Genomic DNA, 21,500 nt, shown 5'->3' on the forward strand with positions numbered 1-21,500 from the left:
ATCAGCCCTTGGCCGCCTTCTTCTCCTCGGCGTCCTGGATGACCGCCTCGGCCACCTGCTGCATCGACATCCGACGGTCCATCGAGGTCTTCTGGATCCACCGGAAGGCGGCCGGCTCGGTCAGCCCGTACTCCGTCTGCAGCACGGACTTGGCGCGGTCCACCAGCTTGCGGGTCTCCAGCCGCTGGCTGAGGTCGGCGACCTCCTTCTCCAGCGCCTTCAGCTCCGTGAACCGCGACACGGCCATCTCGATCGCCGGCACGACGTCGCTCTTGCTGAACGGCTTCACGAGGTACGCCATGGCCCCGGCGTCCCGGGCCCGCTCCACCAGGTCGCGCTGCGAGAAGGCGGTCAGCATCAGCACCGGCGCGATGCTCTCCTCGGCGATCTTCTCGGCCGCGGAGATGCCGTCCAGCTTGGGCATCTTCACGTCCAGGATCACGAGGTCGGGCTTGTGCTCCCGGGCCAGCTCGACCGCCTGCTCCCCGTCACCGGCCTCACCGACGACGGAGTACCCCTCCTCCTCCAGCATCTCTTTGAGATCCAGCCGGATGAGCGCCTCGTCCTCGGCGATGACGACTCGGGTCGTCAGCGGAGGAACGTGCGACTGGTCGTCGTCGGTCACGTCGGCGGGCTGGGGCGACTCGGGGGCGGTCACGTGGGCTCCTCGTTCGGGGCAGGGGTACTGCTGACAAGAGCCTACCTAGCTCCTGTATGTTTGAGTCACCGAGGGGCTACACTGACCTTCGGTTCGAAGAGGCTCCGGTAGTCCAATCGGCAGAGACGATGCCCTCAAAAGGCATTCAGTGTGGGTTCGAGTCCCACCCGGGGCACTTTCGCCTTCGTTTCGAAGGCCCCCAGCGCGCAGAACGGTGACACCCGTTCAGCCGTCGTCCTCCCCGATGTGGTGGACCCGCACCAGATTGGTCGTGCCGGACACCCCCGGCGGGGAGCCTGCCGTGATCACCACGACGTCGCCCTTCTCGCAGCGGCCGTACCGCGTGAGCAGCTCGTCCACCTGATCCACCATCGCGTCCGTGGAGTCCGCGTGCGGGCCGAGGAAGGTCTCCACTCCCCAGGTCAGGCTGAGTTGCGAGCGGGTCGCCGGTTCCGGCGTGAAGGCGAGCAGCGGAATGGGCGAGCGGTAGCGGGACAGACGGCGCACGGTGTCGCCGGACTGGGTGAAGGCGACCAGGAACTTCGCACCGAGGAAGTCGCCGATCTCGGCGGCGGCACGGGCGACGGCACCGCCCTGGGTGCGGGGCTTGTTGCGTGCGGTCAGCGGGGGCAGCCCCTTGGCGAGGACGTCCTCCTCGGCCGCTTCGACGATCCGGGCCATGGTGCGCACGGTGTCGGTCGCGTGCTTGCCGACGCTGGTCTCGCCGGAGAGCATCACGGCGTCCGTGCCGTCGATGACCGCGTTGGCGACGTCGGAGGCCTCCGCGCGGGTGGGGCGGGCGTTGTCGATCATCGAGTCGAGCATCTGGGTGGCGACGATGACCGGCTTGGCGTTGCGCCGGGCGAGCTTGATGGCGCGCTTCTGGACGATCGGCACCTGCTCCAGGGGCATCTCGACGCCGAGGTCGCCCCGGGCGACCATGATGCCGTCGAAGGCGGCGACGATGTCCTCGATGTTCTCCACCGCCTGGGGCTTCTCGACCTTGGCGATGACCGGCAGCCGGCGGCCCTCCTCGTCCATGATGCGGTGGACGTCGAGGACGTCGCGCCCGCTGCGGACGAAGGAGAGGGCGACGACATCGAAGCCGTTGCGAAGCGCCCAGCGCAGGTCGTCCTCGTCCTTCTTCGACAGGGCGGGCACGGACACCGCGACGCCGGGGAGGTTCAGACCCTTGTGGTCGGAGACCATGCCGCCCTCGATCACCCTGGTGCGCACCCGGGGTCCGTCGACGCCGGTCACCTCCAGGCAGACCTTGCCGTCGTCGACGAGGACGCGTTCGCCCGGGGTGACGTCCTCGGCCAGCCCCGCGTAGGTGGTGCCGCAGACGTGGCGGTCGCCCTCGACGCCCTCCTCGACGGTGATGGTGAAGCTGTCGCCGCGTTCGAGGAGTACGGGTCCCTCACCGAAATGGCCGAGGCGGATCTTCGGACCCTGAAGGTCGGCGAGGGTGCCGACGCTGCGTCCGGTCTCGTCGGACGCCTTGCGGACCCGGCGGTAGCGCTCCTCGTGCTCGGCATGGGAGCCGTGGCTGAAATTGAAGCGGGCGATGTCCATGCCGGCGTCGACCAGGTCCTTGATCTGGTCGTACGAATCGGTGGCGGGACCAAGGGTGCAGACGATCTTTGCTCGGCGCATGGACCGAGCCTATGACTTACTGCCGGGTAGCGAACTGGCCACGCGTGACCACTCAACGACCTTTGAGTAAAGGGGTATTGACAAGTGTTGAAGTGTGCACCCGGCCGCTCCGATGAGCATGCGGCGAGCCCGTGTGGGCCGTCCGGGGGACCCGTGCGTCGGCCGTCGCCTCTTGACACGCGGCATGTTCAGGACAGAATCTACGCGCGTTGCCACTGTCTGCACGGGTCACCGAGGAGAGTCAGTCATGCCGTTGAACCGCCGCACCTTCCTGAGCAGGTCCGCCGTGACGGGAGCGGGGGTCGCGCTGGCCGGCGCCGCCGCGGCTCCGGCGGCCGAGGCGGCGGCCCCCGCGGCCCAGGGGCACCCGGGCGGGAAGCAGAAGCGGTACGCGCTGACCGTGCTCGGCACCACCGACCTGCACGGGCACGTCTTCAACTGGGACTACTTCAAGGACGCCGAGTACACGGACGCGGCGGGCAACGCCCAGGGCCTCGGCCGGATCTCCACCCTGGTGAACCAGGTGCGCGAGGAGAAGGGCCGCCACAACACCCTGCTGGTGGACGCGGGCGACACCATCCAGGGCACCCCGCTGACGTACTACTACGCCAAGGTCGACCCGATCACCGCCGAGGGCGGGCCGGTGCACCCGATGGCGCAGGCGATGAACGCCATCGGCTACGACGCCGTGGCGCTCGGCAACCACGAGTTCAACTACGGCATCGAGACGCTGCGCACGTTCGAGAAGCAGTGCGACTTCCCGCTGCTCGGTGCGAACGCGGTCGACGCGAAGACCCTGAAGCCCGCCTTCCCGCCCCACTTCATGAAGACGTTCCACGTGAAGGGCGCGCGGCCGGTGAAGGTGGCCGTGCTGGGGCTGACCAACCCGGGCATCGCGATCTGGGACAAGGCGTACGTGCAGGGGAAGCTGGCCTTCCCGGGGCTCGAGGAGCAGGCGGCCAAGTGGGTGCCGAAGCTGCGTTCCATGGGCGCGGACGTGGTGGTCGTCTCGGCGCACTCGGGCTCGTCGGGCACGTCCTCCTACGGTGACCAGGTGCCCTACGTCGAGAACGCGGCGGCCAACGTGGCGCGGCAGGTGCCGGGCATCGACGCGATCCTCGTCGGACACGCGCACGAGGAGATCGCGGAGCTGAAGGTCGTCAACGAGAAGACCGGGAAGACCGTCGTCCTGTCGGAGCCGCTGTGCTTCGCCGAGCGGCTCAGCGTGTTCGACTTCGAGCTGGTCTTCGAGCGGGGCCGCTGGCACGTGGAGTCGGTCAGGGCGTCGCTGCGCGACTCCAGCACGGTCGCCGACGACCCGGAGATCACGAAGCTGCTGGCGGACGAGCACGCGAAGGTCGTGGCGTACGTCAACCAGGTCGTCGGCACGGCCACCGAGACGCTGACGACGGTCGAGGCGCGGTACAAGGACGCCCCGATCATCGACCTGATCACCAAGGTGCAGGAGGACGTGGTCAAGGAGGCGCTGGCGGGCACGGAGTACGCCGGGCTGCCGGTCCTGGCGCAGGCCTCGCCGTTCTCCCGGACCTCCCAGATCCCGGCGGGCGACGTGACGATCCGGGACCTGTCGAGCCTGTACGTCTACGACAACACGCTGGTGGCGAAGCTGCTGACGGGTGCCCAGGTGCGGGCGTACCTGGAGTACTCGGCGGAGTACTACGTGCGGACGGCCGCCGGCGCGCCGGTGGACGTGGACAAGCTGACCAACGCGAACGGCCGCCCGGACTACAACTACGACTACGTGTCGGGGCTCGCCTACGAGATCGACATCGCGCAGGCCGCCGGGTCGCGGATCAGGAACCTCACGTACGGCGGTGCTCCGCTGGACGACGCGCAGCAGTTCGTGCTGGCGGTGAACAACTACCGGGCCAACGGCGGCGGCGCCTTCCCGCACGTGGCCTCGGCGAAGGAGCTGTGGTCGGAGTCGACGGAGATCCGCACCCGGATCGCGGAGTGGGCGACGGCCAAGGGCGTGCTGGACCCGAAGGACTTCGCGTCCGTGGACTGGTCGCTGACGCGCGACGGCGTGCCCGTGTTCTGATCCGCGTCCGCGGGCGTCCACGGCGTGTGCGGCGGGCGTGGCGGCCTCAGATCCCGTCCGCCAGCGGGGTGAGTTCCCGGTGGTGGTGTGCGGACGGGACCTGGGGCCGCCCGCTTTCCAGGCCGAAGGTGGTGAAGGCGGTGCGCCCGGGCAGCGGGTACGGCTCCTGCCCGGTGAGGTCGTTGAGGATGGTCGCGCTGCGCCAGGCGGCGAGGCCGAGGTCGGGGGTGCCCACGCCGTGGGTGTGCGTCTCGGCGTTCTGCACGTAGACGTTGCCGGTGACGCAGGGGTCGAGGACGAGACGGTGGCGGTCGTCGATGCGGGGGCGTTCCCGGCCGTCGCGCCGCATGTAGGGGTCGAGACCGGCGAGGAGGCGGCCGAGGGGGCGTTCGCGCTGGCCGGTGGCGAGGACGACGGCGTCGGTGGTGAGGCGGGAGCGGGTCTTCTGCTGTTCGTGTTCGAGGTGCAGCTCGACCCGGGTGGCGCCGATACGGCCGGCGGTGCGCACGTGGACGCCGGGGGTGACGGTGGTGTCGGGCCAGCCGCCGTCGAGGGTGCGGCGGTACAGCTCGTCGTGGATGGCGGCGGTGGTGTCGGCGTCGATGCCCTTGTGGAGCTGCCACTGGGCGGCGACGAGGCGGTCGCGCACCGGTTCGGCCAGGCCGTGGAAGTAGCGGGTGTAGTCGGGGGTGAAGTGCTCCAGGCCGAGCTTGGAGTACTCCATGGGGGCGAGGGCCCCGGTGCGGCCGATCCAGTGCAGCCGTTCGCGGCCGGCGGGGCGCCGGCGGAGCAGGTCGAGGAAGATCTCGGCGCCGGACTGGCCGGTGCCGATGACGGTGACGTGCCCGGCGGCCAGGAGCGTGTCGCGGTGGCCGAGGTAGTCGGCGGCGTGGACGACGGGGACGGCGGGGTCCTCGGCGAGCGGTCTGAACGGGTCGGGGACATGGGGCTCGGTGCCGACGCCGAGGACGACGTTGCGGGTGTGGGTGCGGCCGAGGGCCTCGGCCTCCCCGTCGGCGTCGAGCTGGGTGTAGTCGACCTCGAAGAGGCCGCGTTCGGGGTTCCAGCGCACCGCGTCGACCTGGTGGTGGAAGCGCAGGGCGGGCAGGTTCTCCGCGACCCAGCGGCAGTAGGCGTCGTACTCGGCGCGCTCGATGTGGAAGCGTTCGGCGAAGTAGAAGGGGAAGAGGCGTTCTCTGGCCCTGAGGTGGCTGAGGAAGGACCAGGGGCTGGCCGGGTCGACGAGGGTGACGAGGTCGGCGAGGAAGGGCACCTGGACGCGGGCGCCGTCGATGAGCAGGCCGGGGTGCCAGCGGAAGTCGGGGCGCTGTTCGTAGAAGACGGTGTCGAGGCCGGTGAGGGGGTCGGCGAGGGCCGCGAGGGAGAGGTTGAAGGGGCCGATGCCGATGCCGACGAGGTCGCGGGGCGTGTGCGGGGTGGCGTTCATCGGGGGGTGTGTCCTTCCACGAGGGTCAGGAGGGCGGCGAGGTCGTCCGGCCCGGTGCGGGGGTTCAGGAGGGTCGCCTTGAGCCAGAGCCGGCCGTCGGCGCGGGCACGGCCGAGGACGGCGCGGCCGGTGCCGAGCAGCGCGCGGCGTACGGCGGCGACGGCGTCGTCGGTGGCACCGGCGGGCCGGAACAGGACCGTGCTGATGGCGGGCGGGGCGTGCAGCTCGAACCCGGGGTGTGCGTCGACCAGGCCGGCGAACGCGTGGGCGAGGGAGCAGACCGCGTCGACGAGCGCGCCCAGTCCGCCGCGGCCCAGGGTCTTGAGGGTGACGGCGGCTTTGAGGACGTCGGGGCGGCGGCTGGTGCGCGGGGAGCGGTGGAGGAGGTCGGGCAGTCCCGCGTCGGTGTCGTCGTCGGCGTTGAGGTAGTCGGCGCGGTGGTGGAGGGCGGCGAGGTCGTCGGTGTCGCTGACGGTGAGGAGGCCGGCGGGGATCGGCTGCCAGCCGAGCTTGTGCAGGTCCAGGGCGACGGTGTCGGCGCCCTCCAGCCCCGCCAGCCGCGGACGGTGCCGGTCGCTGAAGAGGAGGCCCGCGCCGTAGGCGGCGTCGACGTGGAGGCGGGCGGCGTGGGCGCTGCAGCGGCCGGCGATCTCGGGGAGCGGGTCGATGAGCCCGGCGTCGGTGGTGCCGGCGGTGGCGGCGACGAGGTGGGGGCCGGGGACCTGGGTGAGCGCCTCGTCGAGGGCGGCGGGGTCGAGGGTGCCGGCGGGGGCGGGCACGACGACGGGTTCGGGCAGCCCGAGAAGCCAGGCGGCACGGGGCAGGGAGTGGTGGGCGTTCTCCCCGTGGACCAGCCGCAGGCTCGCGCCGTGCTTCTCCCGGGCGAGCAGGACGGCGAGTTGGTTGGACTCGGTGCCGCCGGTGGTGACGAGGGCGTCGACGGCGCCGGTCTCGCGGGCGAGGGCGCGGGTGACGAGGGCTTCCAGGGCGGAGGCGGCGGGGGCCTGGTCCCAGGAGTCGAGGGAGGGGTTGAGGACGCTCGCGGCGAGGTCGGCGGCGGCCGCGACGGCCAGCGGCGGGGCGTGCAGGTGCGCGGCGCACAGGGGGTGGGCGGGGTCGGCGGCGCCTTCGGCGAGGGCGGTGACCAGGACGCGCAGCGCCTCGGGGTCGCCCCGGTCGGGCAGGATGTCGCCGGCAGCGTCGGCCACCCGGGCGGCGACGGCGTCGGGACCGCCCGGGGGCAGTGGGCCGCCGCGGGCGGCGGTGCCGGCGCGCAGGGCGTCGAGCACGGTGTCGAGCAGGGGTCGCAGGGCGTCGGTGCCGTGCGGGCCCGAGGCGAGGGGCGGCAGGCCCATGAGCCGTCCTTGGGGCACGGGGACTGGGGTTCCAGCTTGTACGCACGGGTGCGCGTACGCCCGGACAGCTCAGTGATCCAACCCGAAAGGGGTATCCCGGCCGCCTTCCCACCGGCCCCACGGGCCCCGCGGCCGGTCCTCCCCCGCCCCGCCGGGTCCCGCGGCCGGCCCTCTCCCGCCCCGCCGGGTCCCGCGGCCGGCCCTCTCCCGCCCCGCCGGGGAGGACCGGCCGCGTTCGGGCTCAGTCGGTGTTCGCCTCCCGTACCCGCAGTGCGCGCGCCAGGTCGTCGAGCTGGTCGGTGAGCTTGCGGCGCAGGGCGGGGAGCGGGTCGGCGCCGGCGAGGCACTCCCGGCCCAGGCGGAGGGTGTCGGCGTCGACGGCGTGGGCGGGGAAGGCCCAGCGTCCGGCGGCGTCGGCGATGGCGGGGCCGCGGCGGGCGGCGAGGGCCACGGCCTCGGTGTAGTAGCGCGGTACGTAGTCGCGCACGAGGTCGGCCTGTTCGGGCTGCCAGAAGCCCTGGGCGGTGGCGGTGAACAGGTAGTTGGACAGGTCGTCGGCGGCGAACATGGCCTCCCAGGCGCGGGCCTTGGCCCCGGCGTCCGGCAGCGCGGCGCGGCAGCGGGCGGCGCCCTCCTGGCCGGTGGCGCTCGGGTCGTTCGCCAGCTCGGCGGCGATGGCGGCCTCGTCGGTGGCGCCGAGGACGGCGAGGCGGGTGAGGATGCGCCAGCGCAGCTCGGGGTCGAGTTCGGGGCCGCCGGGCACGGTGCCGTCGGCGAGCCAGGCGGCGATGGTGTCGGGGTGGGCGGCGGTGGAGATGCGGTGGCGTACGGCGATCAGGCGCAGGCCGGGGTGGTCGCCGTCCTCGGTGCGGCGGATGAGGTCGCGGCACAGTTCGGCGAGGGTGTTCAGGGCGGCGGGCCGCTGCTCGGGGGTGACGTAGCGGTCGGCGACCTGGCCGGCCGCGAAGGCGAGGACGCCGTCGACGAGCGCGAGGTCGGTCTCGTGCGGGAGGTGGGTGCGGGCGATGTCGAGGTAGGCCGCGGCCGGGAGTTCGCCGTCGCGGACGGCGTCCCTGAGGGCGTTCCAGACGACGGCCCGGGTGAGCGGGTCGGGCAGGCCGGACAGGCTCGCGCGCAGGGTGCGGAAGGAGTCGGCGTCGAAGCGGATCTTGGCGTAGCTCAGGTCGCCGTCGTTGAGGACGACCAGGGCGGGGAGCTTGCCGATGGGCCGGGGCGCGGTCTGGGGGACGTCGATGTCGAGGCGTTCGCGCGGGGTGAGGCGGCCCTCCTCGCCGGGGTCCTGGTCGTAGAGGCCGACGGCGATGCGGTGGGGGCGCTCGCCGGCGCGGTGGACGGTGAGGGCGCGGCTGCCGTTGTCGCCGGTGACGGCCGGGGTGAGGGTGTCGACGCCGGTGGTGCGCAGCCAGGCGTCGGCCCAGGCGTGGACGTCGCGGTCGGTGGCGGCGGCGAGGGAGTCGATGAAGTCGGCGAGGGAGGCGTTGGCGAACTTGTGCCGCTCGAAGTGGAGGTTGATGCCGGCCAGGAAGTCCTTCTCGCCGAGCCAGGCGACGAGCTGGCGCAGGGCGGAGGCGCCCTTGGCGTAGGAGATGCCGTCGAAGTTGAGCAGGGCGGAGGCGGTGTCCCGCACGTCCTCGGGGGCGACGGGGTGGGTGGAGGGGCGCTGGTCGGCGTCGTAGCCCCAGGCCTTGCGGGTGACGCCGAAGTCGGTCCAGGTGTCGGTGAAGCGGGTGGCCTCGGCGGTGGTCTGGTAGCCCATGTACTCGGCGAAGGACTCGTTCAGCCAGATGTCGTCCCACCAGCGCAGGGTGACGAGGTCGCCGAACCACATGTGGGCCATCTCGTGGGCGACGACCATGGCGCGGGTCTGGCGCTGGGTCTCGGTGACGGCGGAGCGGAAGACGAACTCGTCGCGGAAGGTGACCAGTCCGGGGTTCTCCATGGCGCCGGCGTTGAACTCGGGGACGAACGCCTGGTCGTAGGAGTCGAAGGGGTAGGGCTCGGTGAACTTCTCGTGGTAGCGGTCGAAGCAGGCCCGGGTGACGTCGAGGAGTTCGTCGGCGTCGGCGTCCAGGTGCGGGGCGAGCGAGCGGCGGCAGTGGAGGCCGAAGGGCAGGCCGCGGTGTTCGGTGCGCACGGAGTGCCAGGGGCCGGCGGCGACGGCGACGAGGTAGGTGGAGATCAGCGGGGTGGTGGCGGCCTTCCAGCGGCCGTCGCCGGTGTGCTCGGTGACGCCGTTGGCGAGGACGGTCCAGCCCTCGGGTGCGGTCACGGCGAGGTCGAAGACGGCCTTGAGGTCGGGCTGGTCGAAGGCGGCGTAGACGCGCTGGACGTCGTCGAGGAAGAGCTGGGTGTAGACGTAGGTCTCACCGTCGCTGGGGTCGGTGAAGCGGTGCATGCCCTCGCCCGTGCGGGAGTACCGCATGGCGGCCTCGACGCGCAGCTCGTGCTCGCCGGGGGCGAGGTTCTCCAGGGCGAGCCGGTTCCCGTCGAGGGCGGCCGGGTCGAGGGGGTGTCCGTCCAGGGTGACGGTGCGCAGTTCGGCGGGCTTGACCTCGACGAAGGTGTCCGCGGTGTCCGTCTCGCCGCGGACGGTGAAGCGGATGACGGTGCGGGAGTCGAAGGTCTCGTCCCCACGGGTGAGATCGAGGTCGATCGCGTAGTGGTGGACGTCGAGGAGCCGGGAACGGGTCTGCGCTTCGTCGCGCGTCAGTACGGACATGCACGACATGCTGCCTGATGCGGTGGGCGGGGCACAGCGGCGGTTCGCTACGCGCGGTATGTCCGGTCCGACCCGCCGGCCGCCGGACTCCCCCGGCGTGCGCCCCCGCGGACGGGGGCGCGGCCCGGCTCAGCCGGAGGACGGGACGCCGTCGGCGCCGTTGCCCTCGGCGATGCGCTCGTGGTGGTGGATCACCTCGGCGACGATGAAGTTGAGGAACTTCTCGGCGAACGCGGGGTCGAGCTTGGCGCTCTCGGCGAGGGCGCGCAGCCGGGCGATCTGCTGGGCCTCCCGGGCCGGGTCGGCGGGCGGCAGCCGGTGGCGGGCCTTGAGGTGGCCGACCTGCTGAGTGCACTTGAAGCGCTCGGCGAGCATGTGGACGACGGCCGCGTCGATGTTGTCGATGCTGTCCCGCAGCCGGGCCAGCTCCTCGCGGGCGGCGGGTTCGACGGCACCGGTACCGGTGTTGCTGGTGGTCATGGGCGCACACCCTACGGGCGCGGGCCGGGGCACCGCAGACCGTCTCAGGCGCTGAACGCCGTACGGTCCCCGTGCGGCTCCTACAGTGGGAGCAGGGCCCGGGAGACGGGGCTCGGGGAGCAGGGTCTGAGGCGTCTTGGGGGTAGGACGTGGCGAACGGCGGACCGGTCGAGCACGGGTTCCCGCACCTGGAGACGGTGCGGGAGGCGGTCACGGCGCTGTACCGGCGGCTGTCGTACGACACCGTCCAGACCTTCTCGGCCAGTGTGGCCCCGGTGGACGTGGCGTTCTGCGACACGGACGACCTGTACCTGGGCGCGCAGCGGGTGGCCCGCGAACTGGTGCGGCACTACCGGCTGCCCGACGCCCGCATGGTCGTCTCCTTCCGCGAGATGACCCACGCGGCCAACGTGGAACTGACGGCGGGACCGGAGTACTTCGTCGAGCTGAACGACCGCTTCCGCACCCACCGCCGGGACATCGGCGCGGCTCTCGCGCACGAGGTGATGCACGTCTACCTGCACCGGCTCGACCTGTCCTTCCCCTCCACCCGGGCCAACGAGATCCTCACCGACACGGCGGCGGCGTACCTGGGCGCGGGCTGGCTGCTCCTGGACGCCTACCGGGAGGACGGGGCGTCCTCGCAGAAGCTCGGGTACCTGACGCCGGAGGAGTTCGGTTACGTGCTGGCCAAGCGGGCGCTGCTGTTCGGCGAGGACCCCTCGGTGTGGTTCACGAGCCCGCAGGCGTACACGGCGTACGGCAAGGGGCTGGCCCGGGCGCGGCGGGACGCGCAGCAGCCGCCGCTCACGGCGGCCGGCTGGGCGGGCCGCCGCCGCTACGCCCGGGACCGCCGCCACGCGCAGGACCCGCACGCGGCCGGGCCGGAAGCGGACGGCCCGTACGCCTTCACGGCCCCGGCGCCGGGGCAGCTTCGGGTGTCGTTCCCCTGCCCGACCTGCCACCAGCGGATCAGGGTGCCGGTGCGGGGGCGGGTCCGGGCGCGGTGCGGGCTGTGCCGGACGGTGCTGGAGTGCGACACCTGAGGCGGGGCGCCGGGCGCGGGGACGCTGCTTCAATGCCCGTATGACACAGGCCGTGGAAGAACCCTGGGGCATCAGTGTGTTCGGCTCGGGCACGGTGCGGGCCGAGCCGTCGTTGGCGCGGGTGCGGCCGGCCGTGGACGTTCTGGAACCGTCGCCGGAGCAGGCCTTCCAGCGGGCCGGGGAGGCCGTGGTCCGGCTGCGGGAGGTGCTGCGGCGGCACGGGGTGCCGGACGCCTCGGTCTCGGGCTCCCGGCTCGGCCTCAGCTCGGAGTACGACGGTCACGGCGGTCGCCGGACGATGCTCGGGTACCGGTGCCAGGCCTCGTACGCGGTGGAGACCGAGGTCCTCGACGGTCTGGAGCGGCTGATCGCGGACGTGGTCGAGGCGGGCGCGCACCGGATCGACGGCGTCGAGTTCGACGTGCGCGACCGGCTCGCGCTGCTCGACGAGGCGCGGCGCAGGGCCGTCGCCGCGGCCCGCCGCAAGGCCGAGGTGTACGCGGAGGCGGCGGGCGCGCGGCTGGGGCCGGTCCTGCGCATCCAGGACGTGGAGCCGGAGCCCGTCGCCGCGTTCCGCGCCTCCGCGGGCGGCGGCCCGCCGGGCGCGCTGGCTCCGGGGGTGGTGGAGGTGTCCGCGCGGGTCGTGCTGGGCTTCTCCCTGCGGCACTGACCCGGCGCCCGGCCCCACCCCGCCTCCCCGACGGCGCACGGGCATTCGTTATTTTGTTCGCCGCCGTCCCCACCGGCTCACCGTCCGCCCGTCCCGAGGAGCCGGCCGTGGATTCCGGATCCACCGTCACCAGGTGCTACCGCCATCCCGCGGTCGAGTGCCACGTCCGCTGCACCGGCTGCGCGCGGTACATCTGCCCGGACTGCGAGCGCGCGGCGCCGGTCGGCCGCCGGTGTCCCGAGTGCGTGCGGGAGGGGGCGCGGCCGGCCCGGCGGGCCCGCACCCTCGGCGGGGGCCGGATCTCGACGACGCCCGTGGTGACGTACGCGCTGTTCGCGCTCACCGTGCTCGCGTACCTCGCGGAGGTGGTGCGGCCGGGGCTCGTGGACCGGTTCGCCCTGGTCGGGTCGCGGCTGGTCGATCCGGAGGGCACCCGCTACGTCGGCGACGGCCTGGTCCTGGGCTCCGCGCCCCTGCGGACGGAGGGTGTCGCCGGGGGCGAGTGGGAGCGGCTGCTCACCAGCGCCTTTCTCCACCAGTCGCCCTTCGAGGGCGCGTTCGGGATCCTGCACGTCACCGTGAACATGGTCGTGCTGTGGCAGTCGGGGCGGGTGGTGGAGCTGATGCTCGGCCGGGTCCGATTCCTCGCCCTGTATCTGCTCTCCGCGCTCGGCGGTTCCGTCCTGGAGCTGGTCCTCGCCGACCCCGGGCACGCCTCGGTCGGCGCGTCCGGTGCCGTCTGCGGCGTGGGGGCCGCCTCCTACGTGCTGCACCGCCGGCTGGGCGCCACCGCGGGCCGGGCCGACCGGCTGGCGGCGGGACTGCTGCTGTGGCTGGTGGTCTCCGCCTGGTTCGCCCCGTGGCAGGTGCCCGTCGGCGGCCTGCTGGCCGGCGGCGCGCTGGCCCTGGCCTTCGCGTACGCGCCCCGGGACCGGCGCCCGGTCGCGGTGCAGACCGGCGCTGCTGCCGCGCTGGCGGTGCTGCTGGCGGTGACGGCGGCGTGGAAGGTGTCCGAACTGACGGGCGGGAGCATTCCCCTGTGAGCGTCCCCCGCCGCGAGAGCTGCTGTCCCCCTAGGAGAGGTGTCCCCCTGTGAAACGTCCCGGAGTGCTGCTGCTCGGGGCCCTGCCCGTGATCGCCGCGGGCGTGTACTTCGCCGTGCCGGGCGACTCGGCGGACACGGCGGCCCCCGCGTCCCCGTCGTCCTCGGCCACCGCCCGGTCGGCCCGCGACGACGCCAAGGACCGGGCCGAGGAGGAGCGGGCGGCGGACGACGCGCTCATCGCCGATCTGCCGCCGGGGCTCGCCGCGCCGGCGAAGAAGGAGCTGGCCCAGCAGCTCGTGTCCAGCGCCGAGAACTCGACCACACGGTGGCGCACCGCCTACGGCAGCATCCAGGACGTCGGGGACGGCGACGGGTACACGGCGGGCATCGTCGGTTTCTGCACGGGCACCCACGACCTGCTCACCCTGGTGGAGCGCTACACCGAGGCCCACCCGGACAACGGTCTGGCGAGGTACCTGCCCGCGCTGCGCAAGGTGGACGGCAGTGACTCGCACGAGGGCCTGGATCCGGGCTTCACGGCGGCCTGGAAGGCGGAGGCCGAGGTTCCGGCGTTCCGCGCGGCCCAGGAGGAGGAGCGCGACCGGGTCTACTTCGACCCCGCGGTGCGCCTGGCCAAGCTGGACGGCCTGGGCACGCTCGGCCAGTTCGTCTACTACGACGCGATGGTCTTCCACGGCCCCGACACGGACCCCGGGGGCTTCTACGGGCTGCGCGAGCAGGCCATGGCCAAGGCGAAGACGCCGGGGCAGGGCGGCTCCGAGAAGGCCTACCTGGACACCTTCCTGGACGTCCGCGAGCAGGCCATGCGGGACAAGCGGCCGGGCATCGACACCTCGCGCGTCGACACGGCCCAGCGCCGGTTCCTCGCGGCCGGGAACCTGGAGCTGGCGACGCCGCTGGTGTGGGAGATGTACGGGGACACCTACCGGGTGCCCTGAGCATGCGACGGCGCCTGCCCTGGTCCGGTCGGGGACGAGGCAGGCGCCATCAGTGTTCCGCACGCCTTTGTGCGGGACGTTCTTCGGTTGTTCCGTCCGTCAGACCGCGAGGGCGCGGTCGGTCGGGCGGATCGGGGCCGGCAGGTCGCTGGCTCCGGTCAGGAAGCGGTCGGCGCCGCGCGCGGCCGAGCGGCCCTCGGCGATCGCCCAGACGATGAGCGACTGGCCGCGGCCGGCGTCACCGGCGACGAACACACCCGGCACGTTGGTCTGGAAGTCGGCGTCCCGGGCGATGTTACCCCGTTCGTCGAGCTCCAGGCCGAACTGGTCGACGAGGCCGTTCTCCTTGTCGGTGCCGGTGAAGCCCATGGCGAGGGTGACCAGCTGGGCCGGGATCTTCCGCTCGGTACCCGGCTTCGGGGTGAGCTTCCCGTCGACGAACTCGACCTCGCTCAGGTGCAGCCACTGGACGTTGCCGTCCTCGTCGCCCTCGAAGTGGGTGGTGGAGACGGCGTAGACGCGCTCGCCGCCCTCCTCGTGGGCGCTGGTGACCTTGTACAGCATGGGGAAGGTCGGCCACGGCTGGGAGACCGGGTTCCGCTCCTCGCCCGGCCGGGGCATGATCTCCAGCTGCGTGACGGAGGCGGCGCCCTGGCGGTGGGCGGTGCCCACGCAGTCGGCGCCGGTGTCGCCGCCGCCGATGACGACGACGTGCTTGCCCTCGGCGGAGATGGGGGCGGTGACGTAGTCGCCCTCCTGGACCTTGTTGGCCAGGGGCAGGTACTCCATCGCCTGGTGGATGCCCTTGAGTTCCCGGCCGGGGACCGGCAGGTCGCGGGCGGTGGTGGAGCCGGCGGCGATGACGACGGCGTCGTAGCGCTTCTTGAGGTCGGTCGCCTTGAGGTCGCGGCCGATCTCGACGCCGGTGCGGAAGCGGGTGCCCTCGGCGCGCATCTGCTCTATGCGCCGGTTGATGTGCCGCTTCTCCATCTTGAACTCGGGGATGCCGTACCGGAGGAGACCTCCGACGCGGTCCGCGCGCTCGTAGACGGCGACGGTGTGGCCGGCCCGGGTGAGCTGCTGGGCGGCGGCCAGGCCCGCCGGGCCCGAGCCGATGACGGCGACGGTCTTGCCGGACAGGCGCTCGGGGATGCGCGGGGCGACGTCCCCGGTCTCCCACGCCTTGTCGATGATGGAGACCTCGACGTTCTTGATGGTGACCGGCGGCTGGTTGATGCCGAGCACGCACGCCGACTCGCACGGGGCCGGGCACAGCCGGCCGGTGAACTCCGGGAAGTTGTTGGTGGCGTGCAGGCGCTCGGACGCCGCCGACCAGTCCTCGCGGTAGGCGTAGTCGTTCCACTCGGGGATCAGGTTCCCGAGCGGGCAGCCGTTGTGGCAGAACGGGATGCCGCAGTCCATGCAGCGGCTGGCCTGCTTGCTGATGATCGGCAGCAGGGAGCCGGGGACGTAGACCTCGTTCCAGTCCTTGACGCGCTCCTCGACGGGGCGGGTCCGGGCGACCTCGCGTCCGTGGTTCAGAAAGCCCTTGGGATCAGCCATTGGTCGCCGCCTCCATCATCTTCTCGGTGGTCTCGGTCTCGGAGAGACCGGCTCGCTCGGCGGCGTCCTTGGCGGCGAGCACTGCCTGGTACGTGCGGGGGATGAGCTTGCTGAAGCGCTCCACGGCGGCGGGCCAGTCGGCCAGCAGCTTCTGGGCGACCGTGGACCCGGTCTCCTCGGCGTGGCGGCGCACCACGTCGTGCAGCCAGTCCTTGTCGGCGTCGTCCAGTCGCTGGACCGCGTCGGCGTTGCCGGCGTTGACGTTGTCGGGGTCGAGGTCGACGACGTAGGCGATGCCGCCGGACATGCCGGCCGCGAAGTTGCGCCCGGTCTCGCCGAGGACGACCGCGTGGCCGCCGGTCATGTACTCGCAGCCGTGGTCGCCGACGCCCTCGGAGACGACCAGCGCGCCGGAGTTGCGGACGCAGAAGCGCTCGCCGACCTTGCCGCGCAGGAACATCTCGCCGCCGGTGGCGCCGTAGCCGATGGTGTTGCCGGCGATGGTGGAGTACTCCGCGAGGTGGTCGGCGCCCCGGTCGGGGCGGACGACGATCCGGCCGCCGGACAGGCCCTTGCCGACGTAGTCGTTGGCGTCGCCCTCCAGGCGCAGCGTGATGCCGCGCGGGACGAAGGCGCCGAAGGACTGGCCGGCGGAGCCGGTGAAGGTGATGTCGACGGTGTCGTCCGGCAGGCCGCCGCCGCCGAACTTCTTGGTGACCTCGTGGCCGAGCATGGTGCCGACCGTGCGGTTGATGTTGCGGATGGCGACCTGGGCGCGCACGGGGGCGGCCCGGGTGGCGTCCGGGGCGGCCAGCGCGTCGGCGGCGAGCTTGATGAGCTGGTTGTCGAGCGCCTTCTCCAGGCCGTGCTCCTGGCCGACGGCCTGGTGGCGCACCGCGCCCTCGGGCAGGTCCGGCACGTGGAACAGCGGCTCCAGGTCGAGGCCCTGCGCCTTCCAGTGGTCGACGGCGCGGGTCACGTCGAGGGTCTCGGCGTGGCCGACGGCCTCCTCGATGGAGCGGTAGCCCAGTTCGGCGAGGATCTCGCGGACCTCTTCGGCGATGAACCGGAAGAAGTTCACGATGTACTCGGCCTTGCCGGAGAACCGCTCCCTGAGGACGGGGTTCTGGGTGGCGATGCCGACCGGGCAGGTGTCCAGGTGGCAGACGCGCATCATGACGCAGCCGGAGACGACGAGCGGCGCGGTGGCGAAACCGAACTCCTCGGCGCCGAGCAGCGCGGCGATGACGACGTCGCGGCCGGTCTTGAGCTGGCCGTCGGTCTGGACGACGATGCGGTCGCGCAGGCCGTTGAGCAGCAGGGTCTGCTGGGTCTCGGCGAGGCCCAGCTCCCAGGGGCCGCCGGCGTGCTTGAGGCTCGTCAGGGGCGAGGCGCCCGTGCCGCCGTCGTGGCCGGAGATGAGCACCACGTCCGCGTGCGCCTTGGACACGCCCGCCGCGACCGTGCCGACCCCGACCTCGGAGACCAGCTTGACGTGGATCCGCGCCTGCGGGTTGGCGTTCTTGAGGTCGTGGATGAGCTGGGCGAGGTCCTCGATGGAGTAGATGTCGTGGTGCGGCGGCGGGGAGATCAGACCGACACCGGGGGTGGAGTGCCGGGTCTTGGCGACCCACGGGTAGACCTTGTGGCCGGGCAGCTGGCCGCCCTCGCCGGGCTTGGCGCCCTGGGCCATCTTGATCTGGATGTCGTCGGCGTTGACCAGGTACTCGGAGGTGACGCCGAAGCGGCCGGAGGCGACCTGCTTGATGCTGGACCGGCGCGCCGGGTCGTACAGGCGCTCCGGGTCCTCGCCGCCCTCACCGGTGTTGGACTTGCCGCCCAGCTGGTTCATGGCGATGGCGAGGGTCTCGTGCGCCTCCTGGGAGATGGAGCCGTACGACATGGCGCCGGTGGAGAAGCGCTTGACGATCTCGGAGACGGGCTCGACCTCGTCGAGGGGGACCGGCTGCCGGTCCGACCGGAAGCCGAACAGGCCGCGCAGCGTCATCAGCCGCTCGGACTGCTCGTTCACCCGCTCGGTGTACTTCTTGAAGATGTCGTACGTGCCCGAGCGCGTGGAGTGCTGGAGGCGGAAGACCGTCTCCGGGTCGAACAGGTGCGGTTCGCCCTCGCGGCGCCACTGGTACTCGCCGCCGATGTCCAGGGCGCGGTGGGCCGGCGCGATGCCGCTGGCCGGGTACGCCTTGGCGTGGCGGGCGGCGACCTCCTGGGCGACGACGTCGATGCCGACGCCGCCGATCTTGGTGGCGGTGCCGTTGAAGTACTTCTCGACGAAGGCCTCGTCCAGGCCGACGGCCTCGAAGACCTGGGCGCCCCGGTAGGAGGCGACGGTGGAGATGCCCATCTTGGACATGACCTTGAGGACGCCCTTGCCGAGGGCGTGGATCAGGTTGCGGATGGCCTGCTCGGCCTCCGTACCCGGCAGGAAGGTGCCCGCGCGGACCAGGTCCTCGACGGACTCCATGGCGAGGTACGGGTTGACCGCGGCGGCGCCGAAGCCGATGAGCAGGGCGACGTGGTGGACCTCGCGGACGTCGCCGGCCTCGACCAGCAGGCCCACCTCGGTGCGCTGCTTGGTGCGGATGAGGTGGTGGTGGACGGCGGCGGTGAGCAGCAGCGACGGGATCGGCGCGTGCTCGGCGTCCGAGTGGCGGTCGGACAGGACGATGAGCCGGGCGCCGTTCTCGATGGCGGCGTCGGCCTCGGCGCAGATCTCCTCGATGCGCGCGGCCAGGGCGTCGCCGCCGCCGTGCACGCGGTAGAGACCGGAGAGGGTGGCGGCCTTGAAGCCGGGCATGTCGCCGTCGGCGTTGATGTGGATGAGCTTGGCCAGCTCGTCGTTGTCGATCACCGGGAAGGGCAGCAGGACGCTGCGGCACGAGGCGGCCGTCGGGTCGAGCAGGTTGCCCTGGGGGCCGAGCGAGGAGCGCAGCGAGGTGACCAGTTCCTCGCGGATGGCGTCCAGCGGCGGGTTGGTGACCTGCGCGAAGAGCTGGGTGAAGTAGTCGAAGAGCAGCCGGGGACGCTCGGAGAGCGCGGCGATGGGCGAGTCGGTCCCCATGGAGCCGATCGGCTCGGCGCCGGCCTTGGCCATCGGCGCGAGGATGACGCGCAGCTCCTCCTCGGTGTACCCGAAGGTCTGCTGGCGGCGGGTGACCGAGGCGTGGGTGTGCACGATGTGCTCGCGCTCGGGCAGGTCGCTCAGCTCGATCTCGCCGGCTTCCATCCACTCGGCGTACGGCTGCTCGGCGGCGAGCTGGGCCTTGATCTCGTCGTCCTCGATGATGCGGTGCTCGGCGGTGTCCACGAGGAACATCCGGCCCGGCTGCAGGCGGCCCTTGCGGACGACCCGGGCGGGGTCGATGTCGAGGACGCCGACCTCGGAGCCGAGGACGACGAGGCCGTCGTCGGTGACCCAGTAGCGGCCGGGGCGCAGACCGTTGCGGTCGAGGACGGCGCCGACCTGGGTGCCGTCGGTGAAGGTGACGCAGGCGGGGCCGTCCCAGGGCTCCATCATCGTGGAGTGGTACTGGTAGAACGCGCGCCGGGCCGGGTCCATGGAGTCGTGGTTCTCCCACGCCTCCGGGATCATCATCAGCACGGAGTGCGGCAGCGACCGCCCGCCGAGGTGGAGCAGTTCCAGGACCTCGTCGAAGGAGGCGGAGTCCGAGGCGTCCGGCGTACAGACCGGGAAGATCCGCTCCAGGTCCGCGGAGGAGCCGAACAGGTCCGAGGCGAGCTGCGACTCGCGGGCGCGCATCCAGTTGCGGTTGCCCTTGACCGTGTTGATCTCGCCGTTGTGGGCGACGAAGCGGTACGGGTGGGCGAGCGGCCAGCTCGGGAAGGTGTTGGTGGAGAACCGGGAGTGCACGAGCGCGATCGCGGAAGCGAATCGGCGGTCGGACAGGTCCGGGAAGAACGGCTCGAGCTGCCCCGTGGTGAGCATGCCCTTGTAGACGATGGTCCGCGCGGACAGCGACGGGAAATAGACACCGGCCTCGCGCTCGGCGCGCTTGCGCAGCGCGAAGGCGCGGCGGTCCAGGACGATGCCCCGCGAGGCGCCGTCGGTGACGAAGACCTGGCGGAAGACCGGCATGGTCGAGCGGGCGGTGGCGCCGAGCATCTGCGGGGCGACCGGGACCTCGCGCCAGCCGAGGACGGTGAGGCCCTCCTCGCCGGCGATGGTCTCGATGCGGGCGACGGCGTCGTCGGTGCCCTCGGCCGGCAGGAAGGCGATGCCGACGGCGTACGCCCCGGCTTCGGGCAGGTCGAATCCGGCGACCTCGCGGAAGAAGGCGTCCGGCACCTGGGAGAGGATGCCCGCGCCGTCGCCCGAGTCGGGCTCGGAGCCGGTGGCGCCGCGGTGCTCCAGATTGCGCAGCACGGTGAGTGCCTGGTCGACCAGGGTGTGGGACGCCTCGCCGGTGAGGGTGGCGACGAAACCGACGCCGCACGCGTCGTGTTCGTTGCGGGGGTCGTACATACCCTGCGCGGCAGGGCGAGCATCCATGAAGGACCAGTTCTGGCCATTCGCGGAGTGCTGGGACGGCTGGCGCGGCGTACGCATCGGCTCTCCCGTCGTCGTCATCTGGCATGTGGCAAGTGCCGAGGGACGACGTTGGCCCTCTGCGAGGTACGTAAGCAGGTGCAAAATTTGGTGCAGGTTACATGATGGAGTGGTTCTCGGTAAACGGGACAATCCGTTCCAGCATGCGGACACCGACGGGGTGCGGTGGGGGTACCGCACCCGTGGTGGAGGCTGTGGGGACCGGAACGGGCAGATCGGTGTCCGTCGGTCCGGGGGCGCGGAGGGAGCGTCGTCGCCCACTCCGCGGATGCACGGCAGGCTTCATTGCCCACAGCGCTTACGGCTCATGCCCGGAGATTACGCGCTCGAAACCAGCGAGTAACGGCTGCGAGTGCGGGTACTTATGCGGACCACCGCATAAGTTCGAGCCGGGCTATCCTACGGCCGTTCCGAACAGGCTGCCCAGGAGATACGTCACACCGGCCGCCGCACCGCCCAGGGCGAGCTGCCGCAGGCCGCTGTACCACCAGCTCCGTGCCGTGACCTTGGCGACCACCGCACCGCACAGGAACAGCCCGGCCAGGGCGAGCAGCACCGCGGGCCACAGCGCGCCGGCGCCCAGCAGGAACGGCAGGACGGGGAGCAGGGCGCCCAGCGCGAAGGAACCGAACGAGGACACGGCCGCGACCAGCGGCGAGGGCAGGTCGGAGGGGTCGATGCCGAGCTCCTCGCGGGCGTGTATCTCCAGCGCCTGCTCGGGGTCACTGGAGAGCTGGCGGGCCACCTCGCGGGCCAGCTCCGGCTCGACCCCGCGCGCCTCGTAGAGCGCGGCCAGCTCGGCCTCCTCGTCCGCCGGGTGCTTCGTGAGTTCGCGGCGCTCCACGTCCAGCTCGGCCTCGACCAGCTCGCGCTGGGAGGCGACGGAGGTGTACTCACCGGCGGCCATGGAGAAGGCGCCGGCCGCCAGTCCCGCGAGTCCGCTGATCACCACGGTCTGCTGGCTCGCCGTACCGCCGGCGACGCCGGTCATCAGGGCGAGGTTGGAGACCAGTCCGTCCATGGCGCCGAAGACGGCCGGGCGCAGCCAGCCGCCGTTCACGTCGCGGTGGGTGTGGTTGTCGCGGTGCGCCTCGTGGAGCGGCGCCTCGGTCTCGATGATGGCCATGAGGGTTCCCCCGGAAGCTAGTTTGGACTGATTCCACTTTTTAACATCACCCAATCTACGCCGGTCACACCCATCCCGCCAGCAAGGAAAGGCTGGGCTTACCTG

14 protein-coding genes and 1 tRNA gene are annotated in these 21,500 nt (G+C 72.1%); 6 read left to right on the top strand and 9 right to left on the bottom strand.

The window, feature by feature from the left end; translation table 11 throughout:
- Position 1: 1 nt before the first annotated feature.
- Positions 2-658 (bottom strand): ANTAR domain-containing response regulator, encoded by a 657-nt coding sequence (locus Sdi02f_RS30965; RefSeq protein ID WP_030402235.1) that lies wholly within the window; start codon positions 656-658, stop codon positions 2-4.
- Between the two features lie 101 nt (positions 659-759).
- Here Sdi02f_RS30965 and Sdi02f_RS30970 point away from each other — a divergent pair.
- A tRNA-Leu gene (locus tag Sdi02f_RS30970) sits at positions 760-833 on the top strand.
- A gap of 50 nt (positions 834-883) precedes the next feature.
- On the opposite strand, the gene pyk is transcribed toward Sdi02f_RS30970, so the two are convergent.
- Complete coding sequence (pyk, locus tag Sdi02f_RS30975) at positions 884-2,314, bottom strand: pyruvate kinase (protein WP_031083761.1); 1,431 nt, start codon at positions 2,312-2,314, stop codon at positions 884-886.
- 247 nt (positions 2,315-2,561) lie between these two features.
- Between pyk and Sdi02f_RS30980 the strand changes: the two genes are divergently transcribed.
- Complete coding sequence (locus tag Sdi02f_RS30980) at positions 2,562-4,376, top strand: bifunctional metallophosphatase/5'-nucleotidase (protein WP_108934408.1); 1,815 nt, start codon at positions 2,562-2,564, stop codon at positions 4,374-4,376.
- A 46-nt stretch (positions 4,377-4,422) separates the two neighbouring features.
- Here Sdi02f_RS30980 and Sdi02f_RS30985 read toward each other — a convergent pair whose 3' ends face one another.
- The 4 genes from Sdi02f_RS30985 to Sdi02f_RS31000 all read right to left on the bottom strand — a co-directional run bounded on the left by Sdi02f_RS30985 (position 4,423) and on the right by Sdi02f_RS31000 (position 10,398).
- Positions 4,423-5,823, bottom strand: coding sequence for a lysine N(6)-hydroxylase/L-ornithine N(5)-oxygenase family protein (locus Sdi02f_RS30985; RefSeq protein ID WP_108934409.1), 1,401 nt, complete (start codon positions 5,821-5,823; stop codon positions 4,423-4,425).
- On the bottom strand, positions 5,820-7,178 hold the full coding sequence (locus tag Sdi02f_RS30990; RefSeq protein ID WP_030402231.1) for a pyridoxal phosphate-dependent decarboxylase family protein: 1,359 nt from the start codon (positions 7,176-7,178) through the stop codon (positions 5,820-5,822). The genes Sdi02f_RS30985 and Sdi02f_RS30990 overlap by 4 nt, the downstream gene beginning before the upstream one ends.
- A gap of 241 nt (positions 7,179-7,419) precedes the next feature.
- Positions 7,420-9,918, bottom strand: a complete 2,499-nt coding sequence (pepN, locus tag Sdi02f_RS30995) for an aminopeptidase N (protein WP_030402230.1) — start codon at positions 9,916-9,918, stop codon at positions 7,420-7,422.
- A 129-nt stretch (positions 9,919-10,047) separates the two neighbouring features.
- Complete coding sequence (locus tag Sdi02f_RS31000) at positions 10,048-10,398, bottom strand: chorismate mutase (RefSeq protein ID WP_030402229.1); 351 nt, start codon at positions 10,396-10,398, stop codon at positions 10,048-10,050.
- Positions 10,399-10,547: 149 nt separating this feature from the next.
- Here Sdi02f_RS31000 and Sdi02f_RS31005 point away from each other — a divergent pair, with 149 nt between their 5' ends.
- The 4 genes from Sdi02f_RS31005 to Sdi02f_RS31020 all read left to right on the top strand — a co-directional run bounded on the left by Sdi02f_RS31005 (position 10,548) and on the right by Sdi02f_RS31020 (position 14,118).
- On the top strand, positions 10,548-11,444 hold the full coding sequence (locus Sdi02f_RS31005; RefSeq protein ID WP_030402228.1) for a hypothetical protein: 897 nt from the start codon (positions 10,548-10,550) through the stop codon (positions 11,442-11,444).
- 40 nt (positions 11,445-11,484) lie between these two features.
- The gene (locus tag Sdi02f_RS31010) at positions 11,485-12,114 is read left to right on the top strand and encodes an SIMPL domain-containing protein (protein WP_053639158.1); all 630 of its coding nucleotides are present in this window, start codon (positions 11,485-11,487) and stop codon (positions 12,112-12,114) included.
- Positions 12,115-12,221: 107 nt separating this feature from the next.
- Positions 12,222-13,157: a rhomboid family intramembrane serine protease gene (locus tag Sdi02f_RS31015; protein ID WP_108934410.1), complete on the top strand. Its 936-nt coding sequence runs from the start codon at positions 12,222-12,224 to the stop codon at positions 13,155-13,157.
- A 49-nt stretch (positions 13,158-13,206) separates the two neighbouring features.
- Positions 13,207-14,118 (top strand): chitosanase, encoded by a 912-nt coding sequence (locus tag Sdi02f_RS31020; protein ID WP_030402225.1) that lies wholly within the window; start codon positions 13,207-13,209, stop codon positions 14,116-14,118.
- A gap of 99 nt (positions 14,119-14,217) precedes the next feature.
- Here Sdi02f_RS31020 and Sdi02f_RS31025 read toward each other — a convergent pair whose 3' ends face one another.
- From Sdi02f_RS31025 to Sdi02f_RS31035, 3 genes are all read right to left on the bottom strand, one after another.
- The gene (locus tag Sdi02f_RS31025) at positions 14,218-15,681 is read right to left on the bottom strand and encodes a glutamate synthase subunit beta (protein ID WP_030402224.1); all 1,464 of its coding nucleotides are present in this window, start codon (positions 15,679-15,681) and stop codon (positions 14,218-14,220) included.
- Positions 15,674-20,212 carry a glutamate synthase large subunit gene (gltB, locus tag Sdi02f_RS31030; RefSeq protein WP_063788326.1) on the bottom strand — a complete coding sequence of 1,513 codons (4,539 nt, stop codon included), beginning with the start codon at positions 20,210-20,212 and terminating at the stop codon, positions 15,674-15,676. The genes Sdi02f_RS31025 and gltB overlap by 8 nt, the downstream gene beginning before the upstream one ends.
- 451 nt (positions 20,213-20,663) lie before the next feature.
- Positions 20,664-21,395, bottom strand: a complete 732-nt coding sequence (locus Sdi02f_RS31035) for a VIT1/CCC1 transporter family protein (protein ID WP_030402222.1) — start codon at positions 21,393-21,395, stop codon at positions 20,664-20,666.
- Positions 21,396-21,500 lie beyond the last annotated feature (105 nt).

The sequence above is a fragment of the Streptomyces ardesiacus genome (assembly GCF_003112575.1).
Classification (GTDB): Bacteria; Actinomycetota; Actinomycetes; order Streptomycetales; family Streptomycetaceae; genus Streptomyces; species Streptomyces ardesiacus.

What these genes read in the sequence shown, in the direction of transcription:
- pyk (WP_031083761.1), bottom strand. Translation starts at nt 2,314, where the DNA reads ATGCGCCGAGCAAAGATCGTCTGCACCCTTGGTCCCGCCACCGATTCG.
- Sdi02f_RS30980 (WP_108934408.1), top strand. Translation starts at nt 2,562, where the DNA reads ATGCCGTTGAACCGCCGCACCTTCCTGAGCAGGTCCGCCGTGACGGGA.
- Sdi02f_RS30985 (WP_108934409.1), bottom strand. Translation starts at nt 5,823, where the DNA reads ATGAACGCCACCCCGCACACGCCCCGCGACCTCGTCGGCATCGGCATC.
- Sdi02f_RS30990 (WP_030402231.1), bottom strand. Translation starts at nt 7,178, where the DNA reads ATGGGCCTGCCGCCCCTCGCCTCGGGCCCGCACGGCACCGACGCCCTG.
- pepN (WP_030402230.1), bottom strand. Translation starts at nt 9,918, where the DNA reads ATGTCCGTACTGACGCGCGACGAAGCGCAGACCCGTTCCCGGCTCCTC.
- Sdi02f_RS31000 (WP_030402229.1), bottom strand. Translation starts at nt 10,398, where the DNA reads ATGACCACCAGCAACACCGGTACCGGTGCCGTCGAACCCGCCGCCCGC.
- Sdi02f_RS31010 (WP_053639158.1), top strand. Translation starts at nt 11,485, where the DNA reads ATGACACAGGCCGTGGAAGAACCCTGGGGCATCAGTGTGTTCGGCTCG.
- Sdi02f_RS31025 (WP_030402224.1), bottom strand. Translation starts at nt 15,681, where the DNA reads ATGGCTGATCCCAAGGGCTTTCTGAACCACGGACGCGAGGTCGCCCGG.
- gltB (WP_063788326.1), bottom strand. Translation starts at nt 20,212, where the DNA reads ATGGATGCTCGCCCTGCCGCGCAGGGTATGTACGACCCCCGCAACGAA.
- Sdi02f_RS31035 (WP_030402222.1), bottom strand. Translation starts at nt 21,395, where the DNA reads ATGGCCATCATCGAGACCGAGGCGCCGCTCCACGAGGCGCACCGCGAC.